This window comes from uncultured Lactobacillus sp. (assembly GCF_948948975.1).
In the GTDB taxonomy this organism is placed as follows: domain Bacteria; phylum Bacillota; class Bacilli; order Lactobacillales; family Lactobacillaceae; genus Lactobacillus.
Map to the genome: position 1 here is coordinate 12,706 of NZ_CARBVX010000010.1, position 24,771 is coordinate 37,476.

Genomic DNA, 24,771 nt, shown 5'->3' on the forward strand with positions numbered 1-24,771 from the left:
GCCTCCTATTCACCGCCAAAGACGTGGACATAATAACTATCGTCTGCGGAATTCTTAGCGATTAATGCCTGCGTATCATTAACAGAATTAATCTTAATTTCTATTGGTGCATCCTTAGGTAAGTACTTCTTCGCAGCTGACAATACAAGTCTTGAAAAACTCTCAATCTGCGCATAACCAAAGAATTGTGTAGTTACAGTAATGTTCATTTGTGTCAAAGTTTTATTTTGATAATGAACAGTCGCTGTTACCCCACTAATATTAGGGAAGTAACCTTGAATAGCTGCTTTAAAATCACTAAATGAAGCTGCATCAGTAGAATTGATTGCTTTTTCACTTCCAACAGTCGGTAGCACTTGACTACGATTATTGACTGTTTTCCAATCATTTATTTTACTACTATTTGCATTAGCAATTCCATATGCAAAGTAATTTCCACCTACAAGAGAATCTTTACTGGTTTTACTAAAAAGTCCAACCAAAATTGGGATATCTTTTAATCCCTTCTTTTTACGTAAATACGAAACTAATTTATTAGCTGCTTCTTTACCAAAAGTCTCCTGTTCTGCACGAGAAATATCTTTATGATATTGGGGACCATCTTTAACTTTTTGGTAGTAATCAACCGAGTTAAGAGCTAGCCCAACACTCATACCATCCATTTTGTAACTAGAATTAGATTTAGTCAAAAAATCTTGTTCTAAAATTTGATCTAAAATAATTGGATTATACGAATTCTTTTTATTACTTTTTTCTGCATTTAGACCTTCTGGATTACTCTTAGACTTTCTTCCTAGCCAATCAGTAGCATCAGCAACAGAGATTTTTTGTCCTTCTTGAAAAACATACTTACTACTTGAAAAAGTATTGTGAGATAAATCAATTAACCCAGATTCTAAAGCACGACCATCTACATTATTATCACTAGTATTTTCCGTTGTTCCTCCAATTGGACTAGTCACATATTCTCCATCTTTTAAAAGAACATTGTACCCATTTTTACTGGTACTAGTAGTTTGATAACTTTTTTTCTTTGTTGTAGAAGTAGTAGGGTTATTAGCAAGATCAGAATTTTTTAAATTGCCACATGCACTTAAACTTAACCCAGTTGCTAATAGTAGTGCTATTTGCAAAAATCTTTTCAATTTATTTTTCCTTCTTATTCTTTATTTTTCAATTTTTGCAATTGCTTCTTGTTCAGTTAACATTGGAACTTGAAGTTTTTCAGCTTTGTCTTTTTTAGAGCCTGCGTCTGCTCCATAGATCAAATAATCAGTCTTTTTAGAAACTGACCCTGTGACTTTTGCACCAAGATCTTGAAGCTTTTTGGTGAATTCACTTCGAGTAAAAGCAGACAATTTTCCAGTTAAAACTACTGTTTTTTCCTTAAAGAAATTATCTGGTGCTTCTTCTTCAACTGTTCCTAAATATTTCATATTTAACCCACTATCACGCAACTCTTGTAATAGTTTCTGTGCGCTCGGTTGATTAAAATATGCCGTTAATGATTCCGCAATCGTCTCTCCTATTGTATCGATACTTGTTAATTCTGGCACTGTTAATTGACTAACCTTTTCCAAATTTTTATATTTTTCCAAAATTAACCTAGCGGCCTTTGCACCAACATGATCAATTCCTAAGCCGTATAGTAACAATTCCGCAGAATTCTGCTTACTATTTTCAATAGAAGATAATAAATTATCAATCGATTTTTCCTTAAAATGATCTAATTGTCCTAGTTGGTCCGGTGTTAGGTGATATAAATCAGCTACATCATTAATAAATCCTTTGTTAATTAATTGTTTTACAATTCTCGGACCAAGTCCCATGATATTCATCGCTCCACGTGAAGCAAAATGGATTATTCCTTCTTCAACTTGAGCTGGACACATCGGGTTAATACAACGAAGCGCTACTTCATCTTGCAAATGAACTAAAGTTTCCCCGCATGAAGGACAAACATTTGGAATTTCATAAGGTTTACTATCTTTAGGTCTCTTACTTAAAACGACACTAGAAATTTCTGGAATAATATCTCCAGCTTTATGCAATTTAACTGTATCGCCAATTCTTACGCCTTTTTCTCTCAGATAGTCTGGATTATGTAAAGACGCACGAGATACAATGGTTCCAGCAAGCTGTACGGGATCCATTACTGCAGTAGGTGTTACTACTCCAGTTCGGCCAACTGTCCATTCAATATTTCTAACTACAGTCTCTTGCTCTTCTGGTGGAAACTTATAGGCAATTTCCCAGCGAGGTACTTTTACAGTATTACCCAGTTCATTTTGTAAACTTAAGTCGTCAACTTTTAAAACAATACCATCAATTCCATAACTTAAATCATTACGTTTAGCGGTATATTCATCAATAAACTTAAATACTTCGTCCATTGATTCAAAACGTCGTCCAGACTGATTAGTATGAAATCCTAATCGATTCATTTCATCAATCGCTTGATGTTGACTTGTAATGTTTCTTGGTGGATTAACCCAAGTATAAATAAAAGTACTTAAATTTCTTTTTTTAGTAATTCGAGCATCTAATTGTCTTAAAGAACCAGCAGCAGCATTTCGAGGATTAGCAAAAACTTGCTCTCCTTTTTCATCACGTTCTGCATTTAAGGTTGCAAATGCTTCTTTCTCCATGTAGCATTCACCACGAACCTCAGTTGTTAAAGGTTCAGGTAAAGTTTGCGGAATATCTTTAATAAATTTGGCATTAGCTGTCACATCTTCACCAACACGACCATTTCCTCTTGTAGAAGCACGTGTTAATTTTCCATTAGTATATTCTAAGGATAAAGATAATCCATCAATTTTTAATTCCACATTATAAGCTACTGGATGACCAACTAATTTCGTAATTCTTTTGTCAAATTCTTTGAGCTCTTCTTTTGAGAAAACATCCCCCATTGAAAGCATTGGAACGAGATGCTCAACTTTAGAAAGATCGCTTTTAATCTCTCCACCAACTCTTTGGGTAATTGAATTAGCAGTTACTAAGTCAGGAAATTGCTCTTCTAATTCTACTAATTCCTGATAGGTCTTATCATATACTGCATCTTCAACTACTGGAGCGTCTTTTGAATAATAATCATCTGCCCATTTATCAAGTTTTTTTCTTAATTCATCGACTTTCTGAGAAGCCTCATTATGAGTTAAAACTGCCATTATATTAGCTCCTCTCTAATTCAAGCTGTCCTATTTCATTATATCTTTTTAATCGGTGCAAAGGCAGCTAAAAGACGTTTTACTCCTTGGCTAGCAAAAGCAATATCTAATTCCATATCTTCACCAGTACCGTTAACTTTAACTACAACGCCTTTTCCCCATGACTTATGGAAAACTTGGTCACCAACATTCCAGGACTTTTTCTCAGCTCCAACTGCACCAGTTGCTTTCTTAGCCTCCTCAATTGTAATCTTTGGAAGGTAAACATGAGAGTTAGCTTGTTTCTTTCTATTAACAGCAAAAGGAACAGATATGACAGAATTAGATGGCATTGGGTTAACCAATTCTAAATCCTTATCTTCAATCTCATCAATAAAGCGTGATGGTTGATTACGTTGCGGGCGACCGTACATCATTCTAGAAAAAGCATTGGTTATGTAGAGTTTCTTCTCAGCACGCGTAATTCCGACATAGGCTAGTCGACGTTCTTCTTCAAGTTCACTTGGATCTTCTGCTGCTCTTGAAAGTGGGAAGAGCCCCTCTTCCATTCCAACCAAGAAGACCACTGGAAACTCTAATCCCTTTGCAGCATGAAGAGTCATCAATGCAACTTGGTTATCTTGATTTTCTAAATCATCTTGATCACTTAATAATGAAATTTCTGAAAGAAAATCACCTAAAGCTGTTGAATTCTCATCTTCGGGCTCATAATTATCATCAAAACGCTTAGTAACAGTCAGAAATTCATTTAAGTTTTCTAATCTAGTATCTGCTTCAATTGTATGTTCATTTTCTAAAGCTTCTTTGTATCCAAAATCTGCTAATATTTTTTCCGTTAAACCTGTTACGCCATGCGTCTTGCTATATTCAATCGCATCTTTTAGGGCAGTTCCAAAAGTAGCTAGAGTTTTAGCAGGACGACCCGTAATTGGTGCTAAGCTCAAGTTCTTAAACGTCTCTTCTACTGTAAAGTCATTATCATTAGCAAAGCCGTTAAACTTTGCCATCGTAGTCGGACCCAAACCACGTTTTGGTACATTAATAATTCGATTAAAACTCATTGAATCCGCAGGATTTGCGACAACTTTTAAATAAGCCAAAATATCTTTAATTTCTTTTCGATCGTAGAACTTATGTCCTCCAACAATCCGATACGGAATATTAGCTTTAACTAGCGCTTCTTCGACATTACGTGATTGAGCATTGGTCCGATAAAGAACAGCAAAATCCTTGTAGTCTCTTTGATGTTCTTTTATTTCCTCTTTAATCTTTGAAATGATAAACAGTGCTTCATCATTTCCACTTTGAGCACGGTAGTAATTAATTTTATCGCCAGCGCCCTTATCAGTCCAAAGTTTCTTAGGTTTACGTTTCATATTATTCTTAATCACCGAGTTAGCTGCATCAAGAATATGGCCAGTAGAGCGGTAATTTTGCTCCAGTTTAATAGTAGTAACTTCATCATCTTGGTAATCGTGCTCAAAATTAAGAATATTTTCCATGTTAGCTCCGCGCCAACCATAGATCGACTGATCTGCATCCCCAACAACACAAATATTTTTATATTGAGCAGCTAGAGCAACACAAAGTTGATACTGTGCTTCATTCGTATCCTGGTACTCATCGACTAAAATATAGCGGAATTTATTTTGATAATAATGCAAAGTTTCTTTGTCCTTCTTAAACAAGACTAGCGTTTGCATAATTAAATCATCAAAATCCATAATTTGATCACGCTTTAAGCGATGTTGATATTCGCTATACACTTGGGCTGTTATCTTTTCAAATGGACTAGCTGCTTGCTCCTTAAAATCTTTTGGAGTAAGTAAATCATTTTTTCCATTCGAAATAGCACCTAAAATTGCTTTTGGATCATACATTTTAGGATTAATATTAAGATCCTTTTCAATTCGTTTAATTAGTGTCAATTGTTCTGCAGAATCAGCAATTGAAAAATTATTAGAGTAGCCAATTTTTTCTGCATCACGACGTAAAATACGGACACATAACGCATGAAAAGTTGACATCCAAACACTATCTGCTGCTGGTCCTAATAACTTTTGGACACGTTCTTTCATTTCAGTTGCAGCCTTATTAGTAAAAGTAATGGCTAAAACATTCCATGGCGCAACGCCCTTTTCTTCAATTAAATAGGCAATTCGACGTGTTAAAACTGATGTTTTTCCACTACCAGCTCCAGCAACTACTAAAAGTGGACCTTCAGTACACTGCACAGCTTTTTTCTGCTGAGGATTTAATCCTGCAAGAATTGTTTCTTCGCTCATTGCTTCTTCCTTTTCTGTTAACTCAAACGCTAAAATAGACTTGTCTATTATAACAAAAAACGACAATAGCATTTACTTAACTATTGTCGTTTTTAGTTTAATCATACTGTGTTAAATTGAATTCTTTAATTATATCAATTAATTTTTTTGCATAACCTGGATCTGTCGCATATCCATCTGTTTCTAATGCTTGCGCTTGCGTGGCATAATCTTTGGCAGCTAAAACATGCTGATATTGGTTGCTATTCCAAGTAGTCCCATTCACAAATAGACGTGTATGTGCCTCAATTGATTCTTCATAAGTATCGTAAACTCGAAAACGCCCCGTAACGGTTTCCCAATGATCATTAACAAATTCAGAAGTCGTTAACTCGCGACTTGTATTAGGATCTGTTCCCTTAACGCCAAATAAATTATTATATTTTCTAGAAAGCTCACTTTGACCAAAATTACTTTCCAAACAAGCCTGCGCGATTGTAACACTTGGAAAGAGTCCATAAGGCTTGTCAGTCCTTTGGGCAATTGGAGCTACTACTTTAATAAACTTTTCTTTGCTTTGAAGAGATCGTTCTTTTTCTAATTGTGCCTGACGTAATCGTTCATTATTCACAGCTTGCTGACGCCAGTACAAAAAGCCTGATAAAATTATTACCAAAGTAAAGCAAATTGCAAATGCTCTTGCAATTACATACTGAATATTTTTGTGACGGCGTCTACGCGACATTTTAACTTATCTTCCTTTTCATTACTTGTTTCAAAGGCATCACAATTGCTGGTGTAAGAACAGCGGTAAATATTGCTTCTACAATACCATTAATACCTAAAACACTAATTAAAATGGCAACTAAAGGAGCTGAATTTTGAGTTTGACCTAATGAATGAAGTAAAACAGACGGATCCTTCATGTACCAAAGACTAGTAATACCAACTACAAGGAGTGTATTAGTCAAAGAAGTACATAATCCCGTGATTGTATAAACAATAGTCTTTTGAAATTTTGAATCGTCCTTTGCAGCTTGTCCAATCATTCCCGCAATAAAACCTGCAGCTGTCCGAGGAACTAAAGCAATAAGAATATTTCGGAATAAAAGCATGCTGACAATGTCACCGGGCTGTGTATATGCAACAAACATACTCAAGAATCCCCAAAATAAACCAATTGATGTTCCAAATCCTGGTCCCATTAAACATCCGGCCAACGCAACTGTTAAAGGAATAGTTGTAATTGAAGGCAAGCCCGGCAAAATACGGATGTAACCAATATAAGGGACAAAGGTCTGAACTAAAATGATTGCAATAAAAATAGCACTGATAGCAATTCTAAAAGTCTTCTTATTAATCATAGTCTTTCCTACTTTATTAATTATAACTTTAACAAAAAAGGAAGCCGCATTTGCGACTTCCTTTTCTTAGTGGTGCGGGCGAGAAGACTCGAACTTCCACGATCTAAAAGCGATCACAAGATCCTTAGTCTTGCGCGTCTGCCATTCCGCCACGCCCGCGGTACTTAAATAATATACCAGATAATTTTTCTTTTAGCAAATGAAAATTCAAATTTTTTATTTCTTTTCTCTGATTAATGTTAGTCTTCCGCCGCATCTGCCGCACCTATATTTTTTTGTATTTACTTTGCGAACACGAGGATATTTAAAATGGCAATCTTTGCATTCATAAATATAGTTTCGATTTTGGCTTCGTCTTAAACCAATATCTGGTGTATAGCGACTGCCTCCAACAGCCGCAAGCAAATTCTTAAAATCACGATTACGATGTTGATAACCGCGACCCGCTAAATGCAAATGATAATGCGTTAACTCATGCTTAATTATTCCAATTAAATCTGCATGATACTTTTTCTCTAAAAAATGGCCGTTAATATCAATATGATGGTCATTTAAAAAGTATCTTCCGCCCGTCGTTGTCATTCGATTATTGATTTTAACTTCATGCTTAAACGGAACATGAAAATACTGTAAAGAAATTTCTTTTACTAATTTTTGTAACTCTGCTTGATTCATTATTTTCGTATTAATTTTTGATATATCCCAGCTTGTTTTGGAGAAGATATCCTTCTCTTTAAATCAGTCACAATTTTTTGTTTTAAAGACTGTTTCCCATCTATCCATGTTCCAGTAAACAAGTGAATGGAATACGAATCCTTGCTTGGATTACACAGAAATCCATCCGGATAAACATGGAGCCCTTCTTTTAATATTTGTTCCTTATTGCCTGTCTTTAAACCGTATTTTTCTTTTAAAATATCAGTTACTGAAATACTATTTACGCCTGCCATTTGATCATTCTTATCAAAAGTAAAATCTCGATTATTGTAATAATTAAGAATATCTTTCATAAAAGGATGATTCATTTCAGCACCAAAAATAGCAGCCGACAAGTAATTATTGTTTTCAAAACCAATAAACGCCCGATTATTCAAAAGCGGATCTAATTTCTTAAGTACTCTAACATCTGTATCTAAGTAAATACCCCCTTGTTCATAAATCACACGGGCCCTAATATAGTCAGAAACAAATGCCCACTTTTTGGCCTCATAGGCTTGTTCAATATACTTATTTCCATGTACGTTGAAATTATTTTCATTCCATTCAATAATTTCATAATCCGGTAATTTATTTTTCCAGGTTGCAATGCATTCTTCAATTAAAGGTGATTTAGGGTGATTTCCCACCCAAATATAATGGATTTTTTTAGGAATCATTTTTATCTTTTAATCTTTCTAAAAAAGCGAGTAACAAATTCAATCATATCTTGATTAAAGTCTAACTTCATCATAAACATAATTCCTGCATAAATGATTAGCATCAAAATTGACTTAATTGCCATGTTTAAAAAGCTTGACTTAATTATATTTGGCATTAACATGCCAGCAATCAAGGTAATTATTCCAATTAGGAAATATTTAGGTACATCACAAAAGGCATCTTTAAAATTATAGTCATCTCTAACAATCCACAGGCGTAAAATTAACACTACAAATTCTGTAATTAAAATTGCAACTGTAGCACCGCCGGCTCCATATGGTCGATCTAGTATAGCTGCTAAAATCAATTCAATTATAGCTCCAATTACAACTGGTATTGCATATTCTTTATCCCTTCTATTAGCAAGGGCAAATTGATTAGCAAAGACTCCCCCCATCGGAATCATAATAATTGTTAATGCAAAAAAGAACATCAAAGGTGTCATTGGAATAAATTGTTTACCAAAGAAGAAAGGTACAAACTGTTTAGTATTCGCCATAATAATTACCGCAAATAACGTTCCTAGCATTGTAGTTGCTTCCAGAGACTTCTTTAAAACTACCTTTTGGGTCTCTTTTTCTTCACTAGCCATCTTCGGCATAATTACCAGAGAGATACTAGTAATTACCCCTAATACCATATTTGAAATTCGCTGTGAATTATCGTAAAAGGCTACCTGCGTTGAATTACTGAAGAAACCTAAAATTGGCTTATCAAGAGAAGTATAGATCTGTGTAGCAATCTGAGGAATCATTAAGGTTATAATCGAAATAATGGTGGTCTTATATTTATAGAAATGTCCTACTGGTCTTCCTACATAACGATGAATATCAAGCCAAAACACAAAAGATCCTAGCATAGTTGAAACCGACATAATCAGGAAGTATTTCCAAAGATCTGCAGGTGATTTAACTAATAATAAAATTAGAACTACGCTGGCTAATTTAACGGTAGTATTTTTTAATACAACCCTCCCAAAATCAGCTAGTCCTTGAAAGAACCAGGAAATATCAACTTGAGCTGAAATTAAGTATGGAACCATTAAGATTAAGTAGTTCCAATATTGAATATGAAAAATATTAGTGATAAATAAAGTAATTAAAATAGTTACTAAACCAGCAATTGCTTGAAAATACCATAAGCCCCAAAAAGCCTCAGTCAATTCTTGAGGGGTACCATATGTTCTAGTCCGAGATACTGTTCTAATACCAATATAGGAAACTGATAAGGTACAAAATACCATTAAAAATTGCACAGTATTATTTACACTACCATAAATCCCATAAGTCTTAGGACCTAACACTCTTGATAAGTATGGAACAGTAATCAGCGGTACTAAAACTAGAAAAATTTGATAGACCGCATTATATAAAATATTAAGAAAAGTTCGCTTCACTACTTTTTCCTCTAAAACTTCTTTGTCATGTAATCAAAGATAGGCTCACAAGAATCAATATCTTCAACTTCATCAATTAAACTAAGCCAATAAAAACGCTGATTTTGGTATTGCTTATCATCAGGATGTCTCAAAACTTGCAGAAGTTCTTTTTGTGAGTTAACACAAGGTCCCGGTGTAACATCTTCGTAGGGGCTTAGTAAGAGCCCACGTACTTTTTCATATTGCTTTAGATAGTTCGTAATAAAAATAATTGGTTTGTTAAGATACAAATAGTCGAAATAAATTGATGAAAAATCAGTTATTAAGAAATCAGTATCTCCAAGCAATTCATATAAATCAAGGTCATTTTCAAAAAGATAATCATTATTTAAAAAGGCAACATTGGAACACTGACTATTAAAGTCGTCAAACATTCGCATTTCATAGGGATGAAGTTTCACAATCAAATATTGGTGATTATTCTTTAAAGCATTATCCAATTCATAAGGGTCAAAGCCTAAAAAAGCAAAAAAATTACCTTGTTTTATCATTTCCATCACGTTTGGATCGTCGAGCTCATAGCGAAAAGTTGGCATATAAATCCCGATTTTAGCTTGCTCATCCTTAGTGTTAAACAAATCCTCTAATAATTTTTCTTTAGAGATTGCTGGTTGATCAATATAATCAATTCTAGGAAAGCCTAGCTTTTGATATTTTTCACCCTCAATTGCCATACATGCGCTCATTAAAGTTTCGTATAAATCAGAGCTTGATGTTACCATATCAGCATTTTTATGCCAAAGTTTTTGATTTCGTTTATTAGCACGATAGCGTGTATTATGCGCCATAAATCCCATTCGCTTTAGTGGAACACCGTGCCAGAATTGAATATTAATTTGTGCAGGGCGCGCTTTAAAAGGTTGATGTGTTGTGATCACATACTTGGCTGCACCAATCTTTTTCCATGTTTCCCAAGATAAATGAGAAGATGGCCAAGGCTCAACTAAAGTAATGTTATAGTCAGGATGTTTTGCCTTAATATATTTATAAAATAAATAGCCGTTTGAACCGGATCTACCTGAGCCATTTAAAACTACAATATTCTTTTCTTTAATTGGTCGAAGACTTGCAAGGAAACTCATTCCCCATAAGTATAAGCGAAAAAATAAACTTTTCATTTAAATGTTCCTTAAATAAATGGATTTGCTGACAACTATTTAATATTTGTCAATTATATACTCATTACTAAGGGTATAAAAAAAGCTTGAGTAAACTCAAGCTTTTTTTGATTATTTGATAAAACTTTATTTTCTAATAATCTATTCTGTAATTAATATAGTGCTAGTGTTCCATTTCTTTTTACATATTTATCTGTTAAAGAAAAAATTAATATACCAATAACCAACCACAAGATCGTATTAAATAGTGATCCAAGTAGATAAAACCACCAATCATAAAACTTATTGTTAACAGCCAATCTCATCCAACTAACCATGGGACAAATTGGCAAAAAACAGGAAACAATTTTAATAAAAAAAGGATAGTTTTCAAAATTAGTTAACAAAATACCTAAATATATATATTGAAAAATAATTAAAGTACTACCAATTCTTTTAAAGCGCAACACTAAACTAACTATTAGATAACCTAAACCAATTGTTACAATTAAAGATAGTGTAAATGGAATTATAGTAACTAACGGAAGTTTAATCCAGTGACTAGTACATATCATCAAAACTACTAAAACCAATATAGCTTGTATCAAGGAAACAATAATATTAGCTATACTTTTATTAAAAAATAATCTCTTAGAAGAAATTGGCATTAAATACTGCTGTTCAAGAATTCCACTTTTAGCTTGATTCATAATTGTCATTCCCATTTGACTAACAGTATTTTGTATCAAAGACCATAAAACATAACCAACGACCAAAGCATTCAACGAGGTTCCAATTACTCCTCCGCCGACAAGCGTACCGCCCCAAAAGATAGACATAAACATTAAGACTAATAAAAAAAAATCTGAAATATAATTGAAAGGATATCTTTTGTATAAATATAATTGTCTATATAATTCGCTCTTAAAACTAGTCATCTTTCTATTTCTCCCTTAGCATAATGTTCAAATATTTCCTCTAATCCTCTAGTTTTCGTCTGTATTTTTATAATAGGAAGTCTTCCCAGTAAAGAAAGTACCTTAGGCAGATATTCTTGTTTCTTAATGATTAGCTGATAACTATTGCAATCTTGCGAAACAAGATTGCAATAACATACTAATCCAGCTGTTTCTTCTAAATTTAATGGTCTAGATAGATTTAAATCCATAATTATTTGTTTATTTAAATAATCTAAACTAGATTTTATACTATCTGAAAAGACCAATTTTCCATGATTTATTAATAATATTTTATTTGCAATTTTCTGAGCAAAATCTAGTTGATGAGTAGTTACTAATATGCCTACTCCATTGCAGGCTAATCTTTTCAGATTAGATATCATTATTTGCGTTGCACTAAGATCTAATCCCAATGTTGGTTCATCTAAGACCAAAAGACTAGGATCTGCAATCATGGCACAACAAATTCCAACAATTTGCTGCATACCTCTACTTAATTTCGTAATCGAAATGTCTTTTTTATCAAGTAAATCAAATTGCTCTAACAATGCTAATCCTTTTTGCCTAGCAACCTCTTTTCTTAGTCCTCGTTGCCCTCCCCAATAGATAAAATTTTCTATCGGAGAAAGAGACCAAAACATATTTTTTGATCCTTCCAATAAAGTCCCTGTGTTCTTTAACAAGGTAGTACTATTATTTGTTATCTCATTTTCTTTAAAAAAAATTTTTCCTTTATCGGGACTAACTAGATTTAAAATCATTTTTAAAGTAGTTGTCTTCCCTGCTCCATTTGGTCCAAGAAAAGCGACAATGTCACCTTTATCTACTGTAAACGATACATTGGAAACTGCATCTTTAGTTGCTTTTTTGTAAGTCTTAGAAACATTTGCTACTGATAGTAAAGTCATGTTTCTCCCTCCTTCTGTTGCTGCTGTCGCATAACCGCCAAGTCATATAAGAGGTGGATTAACGGACAAATCCAAATATCTATATAGAGTGCCATTAAGATTAAAATAAGATTGAGCATAAATAGAATCATGAAAGACACAAAAATGTTTGCTGATTTCAATATTATATATATATGATTAATCATAAAGACTAAACTAACGACTATAATCAATAATATTTTAGAGTTTGATGCATACATAAAAACTGGAACAGCAACAATTCGATATATACACTCCTCTAAAACAGCGGTTAAAGCTAGCATCTTTTTTTCTTTTATTTTTAGTACTAAAAGAAAAAAAGTTAATAGTAAAACAAAAATATTTATATATAGTTTTTTATAAAGCGAATTAAAGATTATATTATTTGGTATTTCAACTAACTGAATTGATAGGATTCCAATTAATATTAAATTATATATTTTATAAAACGAATATTTGGTATACGCAAATATATATCCAGCTATAGTACTCGAAAATAATACTATGAATAAATTAAGGCATAGGATGAATGTAGTATTTTTCATTGATGTATTTTCTCAATCGCGGATGATTTAATTGGGGAAACGATGGAAAAGTCATTGCTAAAAATTCAGGTATAAATACTCGTGCTACTCTATATCCATTAACATACGGTGGCGTTATATCAAGAAAAGAAGATTGTGGTGCTATCTCCCTTAATCTATCTAATATTTCAGAAAGGTTTTTTACATAGTTTTCCTTAGTGCCAAGTTTATTTACACTTTTAATCCTACTTAACAGATACTTAACATTTTTGATATAATTTTCAGGATTAGCAAAATATTCAACATTCTTATCAAAGTCTAATATCTTATCAGTATCGATCTTAGAAAAATTCATTTTTCTAATGTAATTAGATTCTGACATTTTTAAATCAGCTAATGATTCACAAAATGCTCTTAAAATAGTTTCATCTCTTTTTATTCCTCCCTGTAATCCAAAAGAAATGGCAGGAACATTTTTCCCATTTTTTGATATCAGAAACACCCCATATACAAAAATTGGAATTTGTGCATACTCTGAAATATCAATGATCATGCATTTATATTCATCTTTATAATTTCCAAATAACTTATATATTCTTTCTTTTATTGCTTTTTCTTTAATATTACTTAGCTCACATCCTAAATACTTTTTATTTGCATACCAAGAAAACATAAAAGCATCTATTTGAATATATTCGATTAAACTATTCAATAAAGCTTTTTCCCAATTAATATGAGCAGCCGTTCCAGTAGAAACAGAAAGATAAAACCTGGATTTACTTTTAGGTCCAAAAAAGAAAATATTTTCTGGAACATAAATTACTTTTTCAGGGTTAAACAAAGAATAAGTTTTTATCCAATTCTGTCGTAAATTTTTAGTAGGATTTTTACTTAAAAAGTTACTACTAAGTCTATGTAAAAGAGTTAATTGTTTATTAGTGTAGGGAAATAGATAGTTAATATTTACTATATTTTTCTCATTAAACTCCGCATATTCTGCATTGATAACTCTATTTTGTAGATACACATGTGAAAATACGCCTGCTGCTCTTTCTACACTTTCACCGCCCAGTCTGATTAAACTATCATTCAAATCTATACCATATCCAGACAAATGATAATTAATTTTAGATTTTGGTCCATTTAGTAGTTTTTCATAATTGGGTAAAGAGGCAGTAGCTATATTCATTTGAACTCCATCATTTGCACCAGGCGTATAAAATACTTCATCTGTAAGCAATCCAGTGTATCTCCCACTTATATTTTTTATTTTATCTATACCTAAGGGTGATAATTTCCAATTATTTATCATTTTTATCCTCTAATATTTTCTTTATTACCGTCTGTGCATTCAAATTTAAATTTTGGGATATTTTTTGAGCTCTCAGACCATCCAAAGAACATAAACTACTCTTATGTAACGTTTCTAGGTTAAATTCAAGTGTTGGAAGATATACACTTAGCAATTTTCCTCTCAATGAACTAACTTTTTTATCAGCCAGCATCAAAAGAAATTGATACATAAATAAGGAAGAACTCCATACATTTTTAGTTAAATTCAGTTTTTCTTCTATTTCTAGATAATTGATATAATTTTCATAGTCCGCCATCCTTATACTGTTATTTAGCTCAAAACATTCAAAACAGCCTGTGATATTTGGTACAAAAGACGTTAGATGCATAAATTTTCCATCTATAATACCCATATTCCAACTTTTCTTAGCTTTAAAAAATTGTTTGTTAAGATTTTTAAGTGTATGAACCTTTGGATTATTTAACACAACAAAATAATTAAAGTTTTCATCTACTTCAAAAGTTTCATTCAACAGATGAATTTGTGCATTTCGATTACATAGACAATTATATTTAACTAACTTATCATAATTTGATTCATCTGTTATCACATACAAGAGAGACTGTTGTCGCTCCTCATATCCAATAATTAAGTGATTCTCTATCAATTCATCAAGTAAAGCTATCCAATATGGATCAGAAAAATCATTCTTCTTTTTTCTTTTTCCATTCAATAAATCTAAAAAAAGTACTACAAAATTATCAAAATTCGAATTATGTTCAATGAATGCTTCTCTGTCAATATATATATCTGTGTAATCCCATATTCCCAATCTTAGATACAGTCTGTCTTTTTCCAGACGAAACTTTACACTTTTATCTTTCAACTCTATATAATCCATTTCATCAACTCCCAACAACAGCGCAGGCTGCAATAAATGTATTAACCCCATCAATTTTTAATTCAACATTACTTTTTTCAATGTTGTATCCACCTAACTGACACATTTTATAATTATATTCAGCTGCACACAGAGCAATATTTTGTATCATTTCTCCAGCTTCTACCAAAGAAAAAATCGTTCCTCGATTACCATACTTAAATTCATTTTCATTTCTATTATTAACCAAAAACATCATCATACTTATATTTTCAAGATTTACAAAGTTTTCTATATGGGCATACGCTGAAAGATTATTTTGATGGATTTCTCCTATCTCTAAAACTGTATGGGTCACTGGCTGATATCTATACACTGCCATTTTCTTTAATCCTCTAATTTTTTGTGCAAAGAAATATAAATTTATTGGATATAATCCTCCCCCAGAAGCATATGATCTATGCTTATTTGAAAATACTCTAATTCCGGAAAATAAATTACTTACATCTTGTAAACTCCAAATAGTATTTTTAAATTCTCTTTTACTACTTCTCTCAAAAAAAATTTGTTCTAGATTTTTATTGCTTGACTTGTATACCTTTGGTAATTTAATAGCACGGTTTAAATCTTCTTTTAGATTAAATGACATTGAAAACTTTTGATTTTGCGGATTTGAATATGATTCAAAACTCCTTACAAACTTATCTCCAATAAAATCATTTTCTACATTATTCAGTTCAAGATAATCCGTCCTTCTTACAAAGCGATTATAATAATCTTCTTTACTTCCTGTGGCTAATGAGAAGGTTCTATTAAATGCGAGCTTATTAAGTTTGTTACCACAATCATATATATCTTTGTATTCCATAACTTTCACCTACCAAAAAAGCTCCTGTACCAGGAGCTTTTTCCTTTAATCTGATGATTCCTCATTACCATTACAACTACAGCAACATCCTGCAGCAGGTAGTTCTCTACCTAAATTCTTCTCTTCATCAAACTTACGACTTTTATCCATGATCTTCATAATGAAGACTCCTAATAAAATAATTACAATAAATTTAAAAGAAAATTTACTGATACTATGGTAAATCCAAGCCATACCATAAATTTCTAGCCTCCTACCTAGTTCTCAATAAAAATTTCTTAATTTAAAGTTTATCTTATTTTTATTTTTTACTTTTTAATCGTCATATTTGAAGATTTCTAATTTAAAGGTGGTAAATTATTTGTAAATAATTTCAATTTATTCTTAATTAGAAAATCTTTAATTATTCTGCATTGAGTAAAATCTTTTTTAAACCAAAATAAATAATAGTTCTTAACAATTTGAAACATTCCGAGATCAGGAATTGGAGCCAATTGATTAATTAAATTATAAGCTAATTCCACATCATTATGTTTATTATTTAAATAACAATTCTGTAAAAAATTGATACAAATCGTCCCGATTAACTTCTGGATATGAAAAGAGTATTTATCTAATTTACAATTATAAAAATTCCACAGTTGATAAAAACGATCATTTAATTCTTCAAAGTCAAATAAAAGCATAGAGTTACAAAAAAGTTGAAGTGCAGTTATATCTATTTCCCATTCTTTATTCTCAAAAAAAATTATATTAATTCTCGACCTAACTTTTTTGCTTAATGTCTTAATTCTATTTTGAGATTGCGCTTGTACTATCAAAGCTGTAAGTTTTAAACGTTCACTACAATTCGAATTAGAAATTGTCTCAAATATATTATTAATTTCTTTAATATCTTTATGATAAAAAGCTTGAAGTAGTTCAATTTCTAAATCTTTCTCACTGTCTTTACTATCGTGCAACTTAGAGATAAATTCTTCTTCACTAATATTATTATGATCCAAAATAGCAAATAGATCTTTAGCACTAATCTCATTCAGTCCACGTTCAACTTTAGAATAATATGATTCAGAAATAATTTCCTTTACAAATTCTTCTTGAGTCAGGCCTCTAATTTTTCGTTCTTTTTTTAATATTTGACCAATGTTTTTCATTTTCTTTAGCCCTTCTAAAATTTACTTTTTAATATTTTAACTCCAAAACTAAATTTTTTAGAAAAAAGATGCTAAAACAGATTTCTTAACCTGCTTTAACATCTTTTGTTTTCTACATTATTTTCTAGCAGCTTTCCGTTCAAAGAATTTGATAATTTCAACAATAATTATCATCAAGAATCCTGCAACGATAACTACTAACCACTGCATTCCATCTAACTCAGTTACATCAAAAATCTTAGTTAAAAATGGAATTTCTACTGCTGCCATAACTAAAGCAGAAATAAGAATTGCTCCATTAAACCACTTATTTTCAAATGTTTGTGCTCTAAAGATTGATTTATGAATAAATTTAGAGTTAAAGGCATGGAATAATTGGATTAATCCTAAGGTAAGGAAGGCCATCGTTAAAGCATCAGCATGCTGCATAGCTGCATTTCCAACATGAGGACCGACATGCAAGCCAAATTGATATGCACCTAAAACTAAAATACCTTCTAAAATACCTTGGTAAATAATCGAGCTTGCAACGCCTCCACTGAAGAAGTTTGACTTTCTACCACGTGGCTTCTTCTTCATAATTCCTGGCTCTACTGGTTCAACACCCAAAGCAATTGCTGGCAAAGTATCAGTAACCAAGTTAATCCACAACAATTGCACTGGCATTAAGATATCCCAACCAAGCATGGTCATCATAAATACTGTTAAAACTTCACCAACGTTACAACTCATCAGATAAAGAATTGCTTTTTGGATATTGGCAAATACCTTACGTCCTTGTTTAATAGCTTCAACAATTGTCGCAAAGTTATCATCTGCCAAAACCATATCAGCTGCACCCTTTGAAACTTCAGTACCAGTAATTCCCATACCAATACCGATATCAGCTTGTTTTAGACTAGGTGCATCGTTAACACCGTCCCCAGTCATAGCAACAATCTTATTATTTGCTTGCCATGCTTTAACAATTCTAACCTTGTTTTCTGGTGAAACACGAGCATAGACACTGTAGTCTTGAACATGCTCATTGAAGTATTCATCAGAAAGCTTATCAAGTTCTGCACCAGTAATTACAGCCTTATTTTTATCTGGACTTTCTTCTAAAATGCCTAAGCGAGATGCAATTGCAGCAGCTGTAATTTGATGGTCACCAGTAATCATTACTGTTCTAATACCGGCACTTTTTGCTTCGGCAACAGCAGCTTTTGCTTCTGGTCTTTCTGGATCAATCATTCCCACTAAGCCAGCAAAGATTAGATCTTGCTCAACATTATTAGTCGTTGGATCATCATAAGCTTTATCTACAATCTTGTAAGCAAGTCCTAAGACACGTAAAGCTTGTTCAGCCATCCCTTTATTTGATGCAAGAATTGTTTCTTTTTCATTATCTGAAATTGGCGTTACTTGACCATCTTTTTCAATTTTTGTTACTCGCTTTAATAATTCATCTGGCGCTCCCCTTACAGCCACAAAGAACTTATCGCCATAATGGTTAACCGTAGACATTAATTTTCTTTCTGAATCAAATGGAACTTCTTGAACGCGGCTGTCTTTCTTAAGAAGATCTTCAACTTTAATATTTTGATCAAAAGCATATTGAATCAAGGCTGTTTCAGTTGGGTCCCCTAAAAGCCGACCACCATCTTCAATTTTTGTGTCATTGGCTAAGATCATTGACATCATAGCTGGATTATCACTATTAATCGGTGCTTCATCGTTATGAAGTTCGCCATTATAGTAAATTTTTTCAACAGTCATTTGGTTCTGTGTCAAAGTACCAGTCTTATCAGAACAAATAATATCGGTAGCTCCTAAGGTCTCAACAGCTGGCAATTTTCTAACAATTGCCTTATGTTTAGCCATTGTCTGCGTTCCTAAAGCCAAAATAATAGTTACGATAGCTGGTAATCCTTCTGGAATTGCAGCTACAGCTAAGGAGACAGCAACTAGAAACATATCGATAATTAATTTATTAGTTGGCTCGCTTCCCTGTTTGGTAAACATTCCTACGATAAAGACAATCACACAAATTGCCAAAATCATAATTGTTAAAGTCTTACCAAGCTGATTCAAGTTTTCCTTTAATGGAGTAGCTGTTTCATCTGCATTATTAAGCATTGTAGCAATCTTACCAACTTCGGTATTCATACCAGTGCCAACAACAATACCTTCTGCTCGGCCGTAAGTTACATTAGTATTTGCGTAAGCCATGTTAACACGGTCACCTAATGCTACATCATCAGCTTTTAACACATCACTATCTTTTTCAACAGGTACTGACTCACCTGTCAAAGCTGACTCTTCAACTTTTAAACTTGCAGTCTTAGCTAGTCGCATATCCGCTGGTACAACGTCTCCTGCTTCAAGCAAGACAATATCACCAGGCACAATCTCTGTACTTGGAATTTCTAAAATTGCACCTCCACGTCTTACATGGGCATTCGGTGTCGACATCTCCTTTAGAGCATCGATAGCAGCTTCTGATCTAGCCTCTTGAATTACCCCTAAAATTGCATTTAACAAAACAACAATCATAATAATTGCTGCATCAGTCCATTCATTAGCCACTACACCAGATAAAACGGCGGCTACAATTAAGACAATAATCATAAAGTCCTTAAATTGATCGATAAAGCGCATAAACATACTACGCTTTTTCTTTGAAGCTAAAGAATTGGGCCCATCTGAAGCTAGTCTCTTTTTTGCTTCATTATCAGACAATCCATTGTCTAACGATGTGTTCAACTCTTTCTCAATTTGAGGAATATCTTGAGCATAGTATTTCCCTTTCACCGTACAACCCTCCAATAAACAAAAAAGACTTATGACCAGTTATCAGTCATAAGTCTCACTAATTAAGATAAGCCCAGAGATATTCATCTCGGTTGTTGAACTTATCGCAATAACTTGCCGTTACTCTCTTATGCATCTATAGTATATTAAACTATTTAGTCCGTTACAAGTTTAGTTCTTTTTATAAAAATCATCAAAAATAGCAGTTAAATTTTAAAAATTAAAGTCTAACAGCATCTAAATCCGCATCAGTAATATTTATCAAGTCTTCTTCTGAATAACTATCACTCAAGGCTACGCGTACTGCTTGTTTCTTTATGATCTTATCATTTAGATTTCGAACCCAACGCCCATTACTGTTATCGTTATCTTTACTTAAGTTATTCTTCAATAAGTCTGCATAACTTGAAGGATTTACATGATATTGTTGTTTCTTTAGAGCAAACAACCCAATTTGAACCATTTCATCAACTGTATAATCTTCAAAATCAAATTTATTCGGAATACGACTACGTAATCCTGGGTTAGTTTCTAAAAACTTCTCCATATCGTTAGTATAACCAGCAAAGATGATCATAATATTAGAACGATGATCTTCCATAAACTTTAATATTTCATCAATTGCTTCTTTACCGAAGTCATTCTGACCACCACTAGCTAGGGTGTATGCTTCATCAACAAACAAGATCCCACCTAGAGCCGATTCAAGAACTTTTCTAGTTTTTTCGGCTGTTTGACCAATATAGCCCGCTACTAGATCAGCTCGAGATGTCTCAATTAACTTATCTTCAGCTATTACGCCTTTTTCATATAGAACATGGCCAACAATACGTGCGACGGTTGTCTTTCCAGTTCCTGGATTTCCTAAAAACAATGAGTGCAAAGTTTGAGAACTAGTATTTAAACCTTTTTCTTCACGCTTTTTATTTAAAACAGTGACTGCAATAAATTCTTTGACTTGTTGCTTCACCGTTTCTAGACCAATCATTTCATCAAGCTGCTGCATACCTGACTTTTGAGGACCTTTTGGTAGATCCTTTTGGTCTTTTTCTGTTTTATGTGCCTGCTTAGAGTTAGATTCTTTTTTCTGGGTAGTAAAGTACTCAATATCGTCTTGTAAATTATCTTTTACTATCGTGTATTGATTATTTTCATCTAAATCATATTCATCATTAGTAGAATCAAATTTCAACACATAAACTTTAGGAACATTAAAAGTTACATTATCTTCAATTTTAATATTAGGTGAACTTTCAAAGGCTAGCCCAATCCAGTCTAGCTTTATATTACTTTCACCTTTAGCAAAAATGTTAATTTTCCCATTATCTCTACCATCAAGTAAAAGAGTTTCTCCAGTTAAAGCACTATGATCTTCTAGAGTAATTGACTCAACAATTCTACTTGTATTTCCTACATCTATCTTACTTTGATCATAGAGATATAAAGAATCAATTATTGAATTTTCTACTTTTGCCTGAGCAGCTTTTTGTAAATAAAGGGCCTCCGAATAATTAGGTTCTTCAATAATTGAAGAAACAATATTGAGAGTAGATTCACTACTAAAAATGCAAGGATAATCTTTTTCTTTTACTCCACCCGTTACAGTTACATTTTGTAATGTAGCAACAGTATTCGAAGATAAATTAAGGGCATTACTTTCACCATAGCTAAGCGCAGTATTCTGAAGAGTTAAATTCGCTCCAATAGAAATAATTTTACAATTAAGAGTACTATTCTTTATCTCTAGATTTCCTTTTTCAACATAAATTCTATGTGCACCGTCACCAATTTTATCCTTTTTAACGTACAAATCATCAAATTGAGCACTAGCACCATCATCTACATAAATAATTGGATAATTTTGACCAGTCGTAGCATCATTAACGACCGAAACCTGTGTCGCAATTAACTGACTGTTATTTGTTACTTGAAGGGAATTATTCTTATCTCGATAGTGTCTCAGAGTCAGATTATTTAATTTTACCCGGGCGCCATTTTTAATGATAAAGCCGCCTAAAATAAAAGTATTATCTTCGCCAGAAATATTTAGACTCTTGCTAATTACATAATTTTGATCCTCAAGTGGGAACTGATAATCTCTCTTGATTAGAATATCATCCCCATCTGAAGCTTGATTTAATGCATCTTCAAATTTCCAAGTAGTACGCTGCTTTTTGAAAAAACCTCGGTCATCTGGTCCAACTACAAAAACCGTCATATTTCCTCCAAGAAAAATACTTAACTAATTTTGCTTATAGAAATCATCAAAAATAGTTACTGGTAAATGACGCTTATGTTCACTCTTTTTCCACAACTTTTCAATCTGTTCAGCTGCTTCTTCACTTACATCTTTACCTTCTAAGTAATCGTCAACATCTTTGTAAGTTACTCCTAATGCTACTTCATCAGGTAAATCTGGGCGATCTTCTTCTAAATCAGCAGTTGGTGCCTTTTCATATAAGTGCTTAGGACAACCAAGTTCCTTAAGCATTGCCTTGCCTTGACGCTTATCCAATCTAAATAACGGAGTAATATCAGCAGCACCGTCACCATATTTCGTGTAAAAACCAGAGAAATTTTCTGCTGCATGATCAGTACCTACAACAGCTCCATTATTGGCACCGGCAATTGCATATTGAACTACCATTCTTTGACGCGCTTTGATATTTCCTTTATTAAAGTCAGTAACTTTTTGACCAGTTGCTTCAACGACTTTTACCATTGCATCAACTGGTTCTTTAATATTAACAATCAAGTCTTGGTCCGGTTTTTGAAAAGCAATTGCATCGGCGGCATCGCTTGCATCTGCTTGAATGCCATAAGGTAGACGAACAGCAATAAACTGGTAAGAATCATCCCCAGTTTCTTCACGCATTTCTTCAATTGCCATTTGACAAAGTTTACCCGTTAAAGTTGAATCTTGACCACCGGAAATTCCCAAAACATAAGTTTTCAAAAAAGGATTTTCTTTTAAATAATCTTTCAAAAAGTCAATAGATTTTCTAATTTCTTTTTTCGGATCAATTTCAGGTAATACATGTTCATAAGCAACAATTTCTTCTTGTAATGGACGCATTTAATATCCTCTTTTCACAATTCGACCACGAATATCATTAATTAAGCTCATCTTGTTATCATATAGCTTTTGTGATAAATCCACTGGGTAATCTTGTGGATTCAAACTACGCTTATATTCGTCCCATAATCCGTCTAAGTTATTGGCTGCAAATTCTTTTGTTTCTTTAAGAGTAGGTTCTTCATAAACAAGTTTTCCTTCATGGAAAATTTCTTGTAGTAAAGGACGAGCAGTATAATCAGTAACAACCTTATTAATATAAGTGTATTGCGGATGGAACATGAAGAGTGCATCAAATTTTCTTGGATCTTCATCATAGCGTGATACCCAGTCACCCTCATTTTTCTTTTCAGAGTTTGCTTGAATACGCCATACCTGTTTTTTACCTGGGGTAGATACTTTTTCGGCATTTGAAGAAATTTTCAAAGTATCGCGCATATTGCCTTCTTTATCTTCAATTGCTACTAACTTGTATACACCACCTAAAGCCGGTTGATCAAAAGCTGTAATTAATTTGGTACCAATTCCCCAAACATCAATTTTTGCACCTTGCATCTTAAGATTTTGAATAGTCTTTTCATCTAAATCATTTGAAGCATAAATTTTTGCATCAGGAAAGCCAGCATCATCTAATTGCTTACGCACTTTCTTAGAAATATATGCCATATCACCTGAGTCAATTCGAACTCCTTGGAAATTAATCTTGTCGCCCATTTCTTTAGCAACTTTAATAGCAGTTGGCACACCACTTCTCAAAGTATCATAGGTATCAACTAGGAATACACAGTCCTTATGAGTTTCAGCATATGCTTTAAAAGCATCATATTCATTATTAAATGCTTCAACCAAAGAGTGAGCATGAGTACCAGCGACAGGAATATCGAATAATTTTCCTGCTCTAACATTACTAGTAGCGTCAAAGCCACCAATGTATGCTGCTCGTGTTCCCCAAATAGCTGCATCGGTTTCTTGTGCACGACGTGAGCCAAATTCCATTAAACCATCATTACCAACAGCGACCTTAATTCTAGCTGCCTTAGTAGCAATCAAAGTTTGGAAATTAATAATGTTTAAAATTGCAGTTTCAACTAATTGTGCTTGAGCTAATGGTCCTTCGATTTGCATAATTGGCTCGTTAGCAAAAACTAATACACCTTCTTTAGCACTTCGAATAGTTAACTTCAATTCTAAATTACGTAAATAATCGATAAAGTCATCCTCATAGTCACAGGTTTCCTTGAGATATTCTAAATCACTTTCTTTAAAATGAAGATTATTTAAGTATTGGATAACATGACTTAAACCAGCGTTAACTGCGTAACCATTGCCAAAAGGTTCTTTTCTGAAGAACACTTCAAATACAGAATTTCTTTCACTTATTCCCTTTTTAAAATAGGTATACATCATATTAATTTCATACAAATCAGTATGTAAAATTAATGAATCATCTTGATCAACTTGTGGGTAAAACATTTTATCCCCTCATCACTAAAACAAATAATTTTTTTCTTGTATTTTATTATAATCAAAGAAGAGCAGATA

19 protein-coding genes and 1 tRNA gene are annotated in these 24,771 nt (G+C 32.8%); all 20 read right to left on the minus strand.

What is annotated here, in order from left to right:
• Positions 1 to 5: 5 nt before the first annotated feature.
• Positions 6 to 1,145, minus strand: coding sequence for a CamS family sex pheromone protein (locus Q9R40_RS05285; protein WP_297939847.1), 1,140 nt, complete (start codon positions 1,143 to 1,145; stop codon positions 6 to 8).
• Between the two features lie 21 nt (positions 1,146 to 1,166).
• Positions 1,167 to 3,173 carry an NAD-dependent DNA ligase LigA gene (ligA, locus tag Q9R40_RS05290; protein ID WP_304676788.1) on the minus strand — a complete coding sequence of 669 codons (2,007 nt, stop codon included), beginning with the start codon at positions 3,171 to 3,173 and terminating at the stop codon, positions 1,167 to 1,169.
• 38 nt (positions 3,174 to 3,211) lie between these two features.
• The gene (pcrA, locus tag Q9R40_RS05295) at positions 3,212 to 5,458 is read right to left on the minus strand and encodes a DNA helicase PcrA (RefSeq protein WP_304676791.1); all 2,247 of its coding nucleotides are present in this window, start codon (positions 5,456 to 5,458) and stop codon (positions 3,212 to 3,214) included.
• Positions 5,459 to 5,555: 97 nt separating this feature from the next.
• On the minus strand, positions 5,556 to 6,182 hold the full coding sequence (locus Q9R40_RS05300) for a glycoside hydrolase family 73 protein (protein WP_304676795.1): 627 nt from the start codon (positions 6,180 to 6,182) through the stop codon (positions 5,556 to 5,558).
• 1 nt (position 6,183) lies between these two features.
• The gene (locus Q9R40_RS05305; protein ID WP_304676796.1) at positions 6,184 to 6,801 is read right to left on the minus strand and encodes an ECF transporter S component; all 618 of its coding nucleotides are present in this window, start codon (positions 6,799 to 6,801) and stop codon (positions 6,184 to 6,186) included.
• A gap of 70 nt (positions 6,802 to 6,871) precedes the next feature.
• Positions 6,872 to 6,960: transfer RNA gene (locus tag Q9R40_RS05310), tRNA-Leu, on the minus strand.
• 57 nt (positions 6,961 to 7,017) lie between these two features.
• The gene (locus Q9R40_RS05315; protein ID WP_297939861.1) at positions 7,018 to 7,476 is read right to left on the minus strand and encodes a SprT family protein; all 459 of its coding nucleotides are present in this window, start codon (positions 7,474 to 7,476) and stop codon (positions 7,018 to 7,020) included.
• Positions 7,476 to 8,177 (minus strand): glycosyltransferase family 32 protein, encoded by a 702-nt coding sequence (locus Q9R40_RS05320; RefSeq protein WP_304676800.1) that lies wholly within the window; start codon positions 8,175 to 8,177, stop codon positions 7,476 to 7,478. The genes Q9R40_RS05315 and Q9R40_RS05320 overlap by 1 nt, the downstream gene beginning before the upstream one ends.
• A 2-nt stretch (positions 8,178 to 8,179) precedes the next feature.
• Positions 8,180 to 9,616: an oligosaccharide flippase family protein gene (locus tag Q9R40_RS05325; RefSeq protein WP_304676802.1), complete on the minus strand. Its 1,437-nt coding sequence runs from the start codon at positions 9,614 to 9,616 to the stop codon at positions 8,180 to 8,182.
• 11 nt (positions 9,617 to 9,627) lie between these two features.
• Positions 9,628 to 10,776: a CDP-glycerol glycerophosphotransferase family protein gene (locus Q9R40_RS05330; RefSeq protein WP_304676804.1), complete on the minus strand. Its 1,149-nt coding sequence runs from the start codon at positions 10,774 to 10,776 to the stop codon at positions 9,628 to 9,630.
• Positions 10,777 to 10,928: 152 nt separating this feature from the next.
• Positions 10,929 to 11,693: an ABC transporter permease gene (locus Q9R40_RS05335; RefSeq protein WP_304676807.1), complete on the minus strand. Its 765-nt coding sequence runs from the start codon at positions 11,691 to 11,693 to the stop codon at positions 10,929 to 10,931.
• Complete coding sequence (locus tag Q9R40_RS05340; protein ID WP_304676810.1) at positions 11,690 to 12,622, minus strand: ABC transporter ATP-binding protein; 933 nt, start codon at positions 12,620 to 12,622, stop codon at positions 11,690 to 11,692. Before Q9R40_RS05340 ends, Q9R40_RS05335 begins: the two co-directional genes overlap by 4 nt.
• Before the next feature lie 531 nt (positions 12,623 to 13,153).
• Positions 13,154 to 14,476, minus strand: a complete 1,323-nt coding sequence (locus tag Q9R40_RS05345) for a YcaO-like family protein (RefSeq protein ID WP_210144840.1) — start codon at positions 14,474 to 14,476, stop codon at positions 13,154 to 13,156.
• Positions 14,466 to 15,359: a hypothetical protein gene (locus Q9R40_RS05350; protein ID WP_279037649.1), complete on the minus strand. Its 894-nt coding sequence runs from the start codon at positions 15,357 to 15,359 to the stop codon at positions 14,466 to 14,468. Before Q9R40_RS05350 ends, Q9R40_RS05345 begins: the two co-directional genes overlap by 11 nt.
• Positions 15,360 to 15,363: 4 nt before the next feature.
• Positions 15,364 to 16,206, minus strand: coding sequence for a SagB family peptide dehydrogenase (locus Q9R40_RS05355; protein ID WP_304676815.1), 843 nt, complete (start codon positions 16,204 to 16,206; stop codon positions 15,364 to 15,366).
• Positions 16,207 to 16,544: 338 nt separating this feature from the next.
• Positions 16,545 to 17,360, minus strand: coding sequence for a helix-turn-helix domain-containing protein (locus tag Q9R40_RS05360; RefSeq protein ID WP_094503533.1), 816 nt, complete (start codon positions 17,358 to 17,360; stop codon positions 16,545 to 16,547).
• Positions 17,361 to 17,477: 117 nt separating this feature from the next.
• Positions 17,478 to 20,153 carry a calcium-translocating P-type ATPase, PMCA-type gene (locus tag Q9R40_RS05365; RefSeq protein WP_304676822.1) on the minus strand — a complete coding sequence of 892 codons (2,676 nt, stop codon included), beginning with the start codon at positions 20,151 to 20,153 and terminating at the stop codon, positions 17,478 to 17,480.
• Between the two features lie 220 nt (positions 20,154 to 20,373).
• Entirely contained in the window at positions 20,374 to 22,371 is a 1,998-nt protein-coding gene (locus Q9R40_RS05370; protein WP_304676824.1) for an AAA family ATPase, read from the minus strand.
• A gap of 24 nt (positions 22,372 to 22,395) precedes the next feature.
• Complete coding sequence (gene nadE / locus Q9R40_RS05375; protein ID WP_304676826.1) at positions 22,396 to 23,229, minus strand: ammonia-dependent NAD(+) synthetase; 834 nt, start codon at positions 23,227 to 23,229, stop codon at positions 22,396 to 22,398.
• The gene (locus Q9R40_RS05380; protein ID WP_304676827.1) at positions 23,230 to 24,702 is read right to left on the minus strand and encodes a nicotinate phosphoribosyltransferase; all 1,473 of its coding nucleotides are present in this window, start codon (positions 24,700 to 24,702) and stop codon (positions 23,230 to 23,232) included.
• Between the last annotated feature and the right edge of the window lie 69 nt (positions 24,703 to 24,771).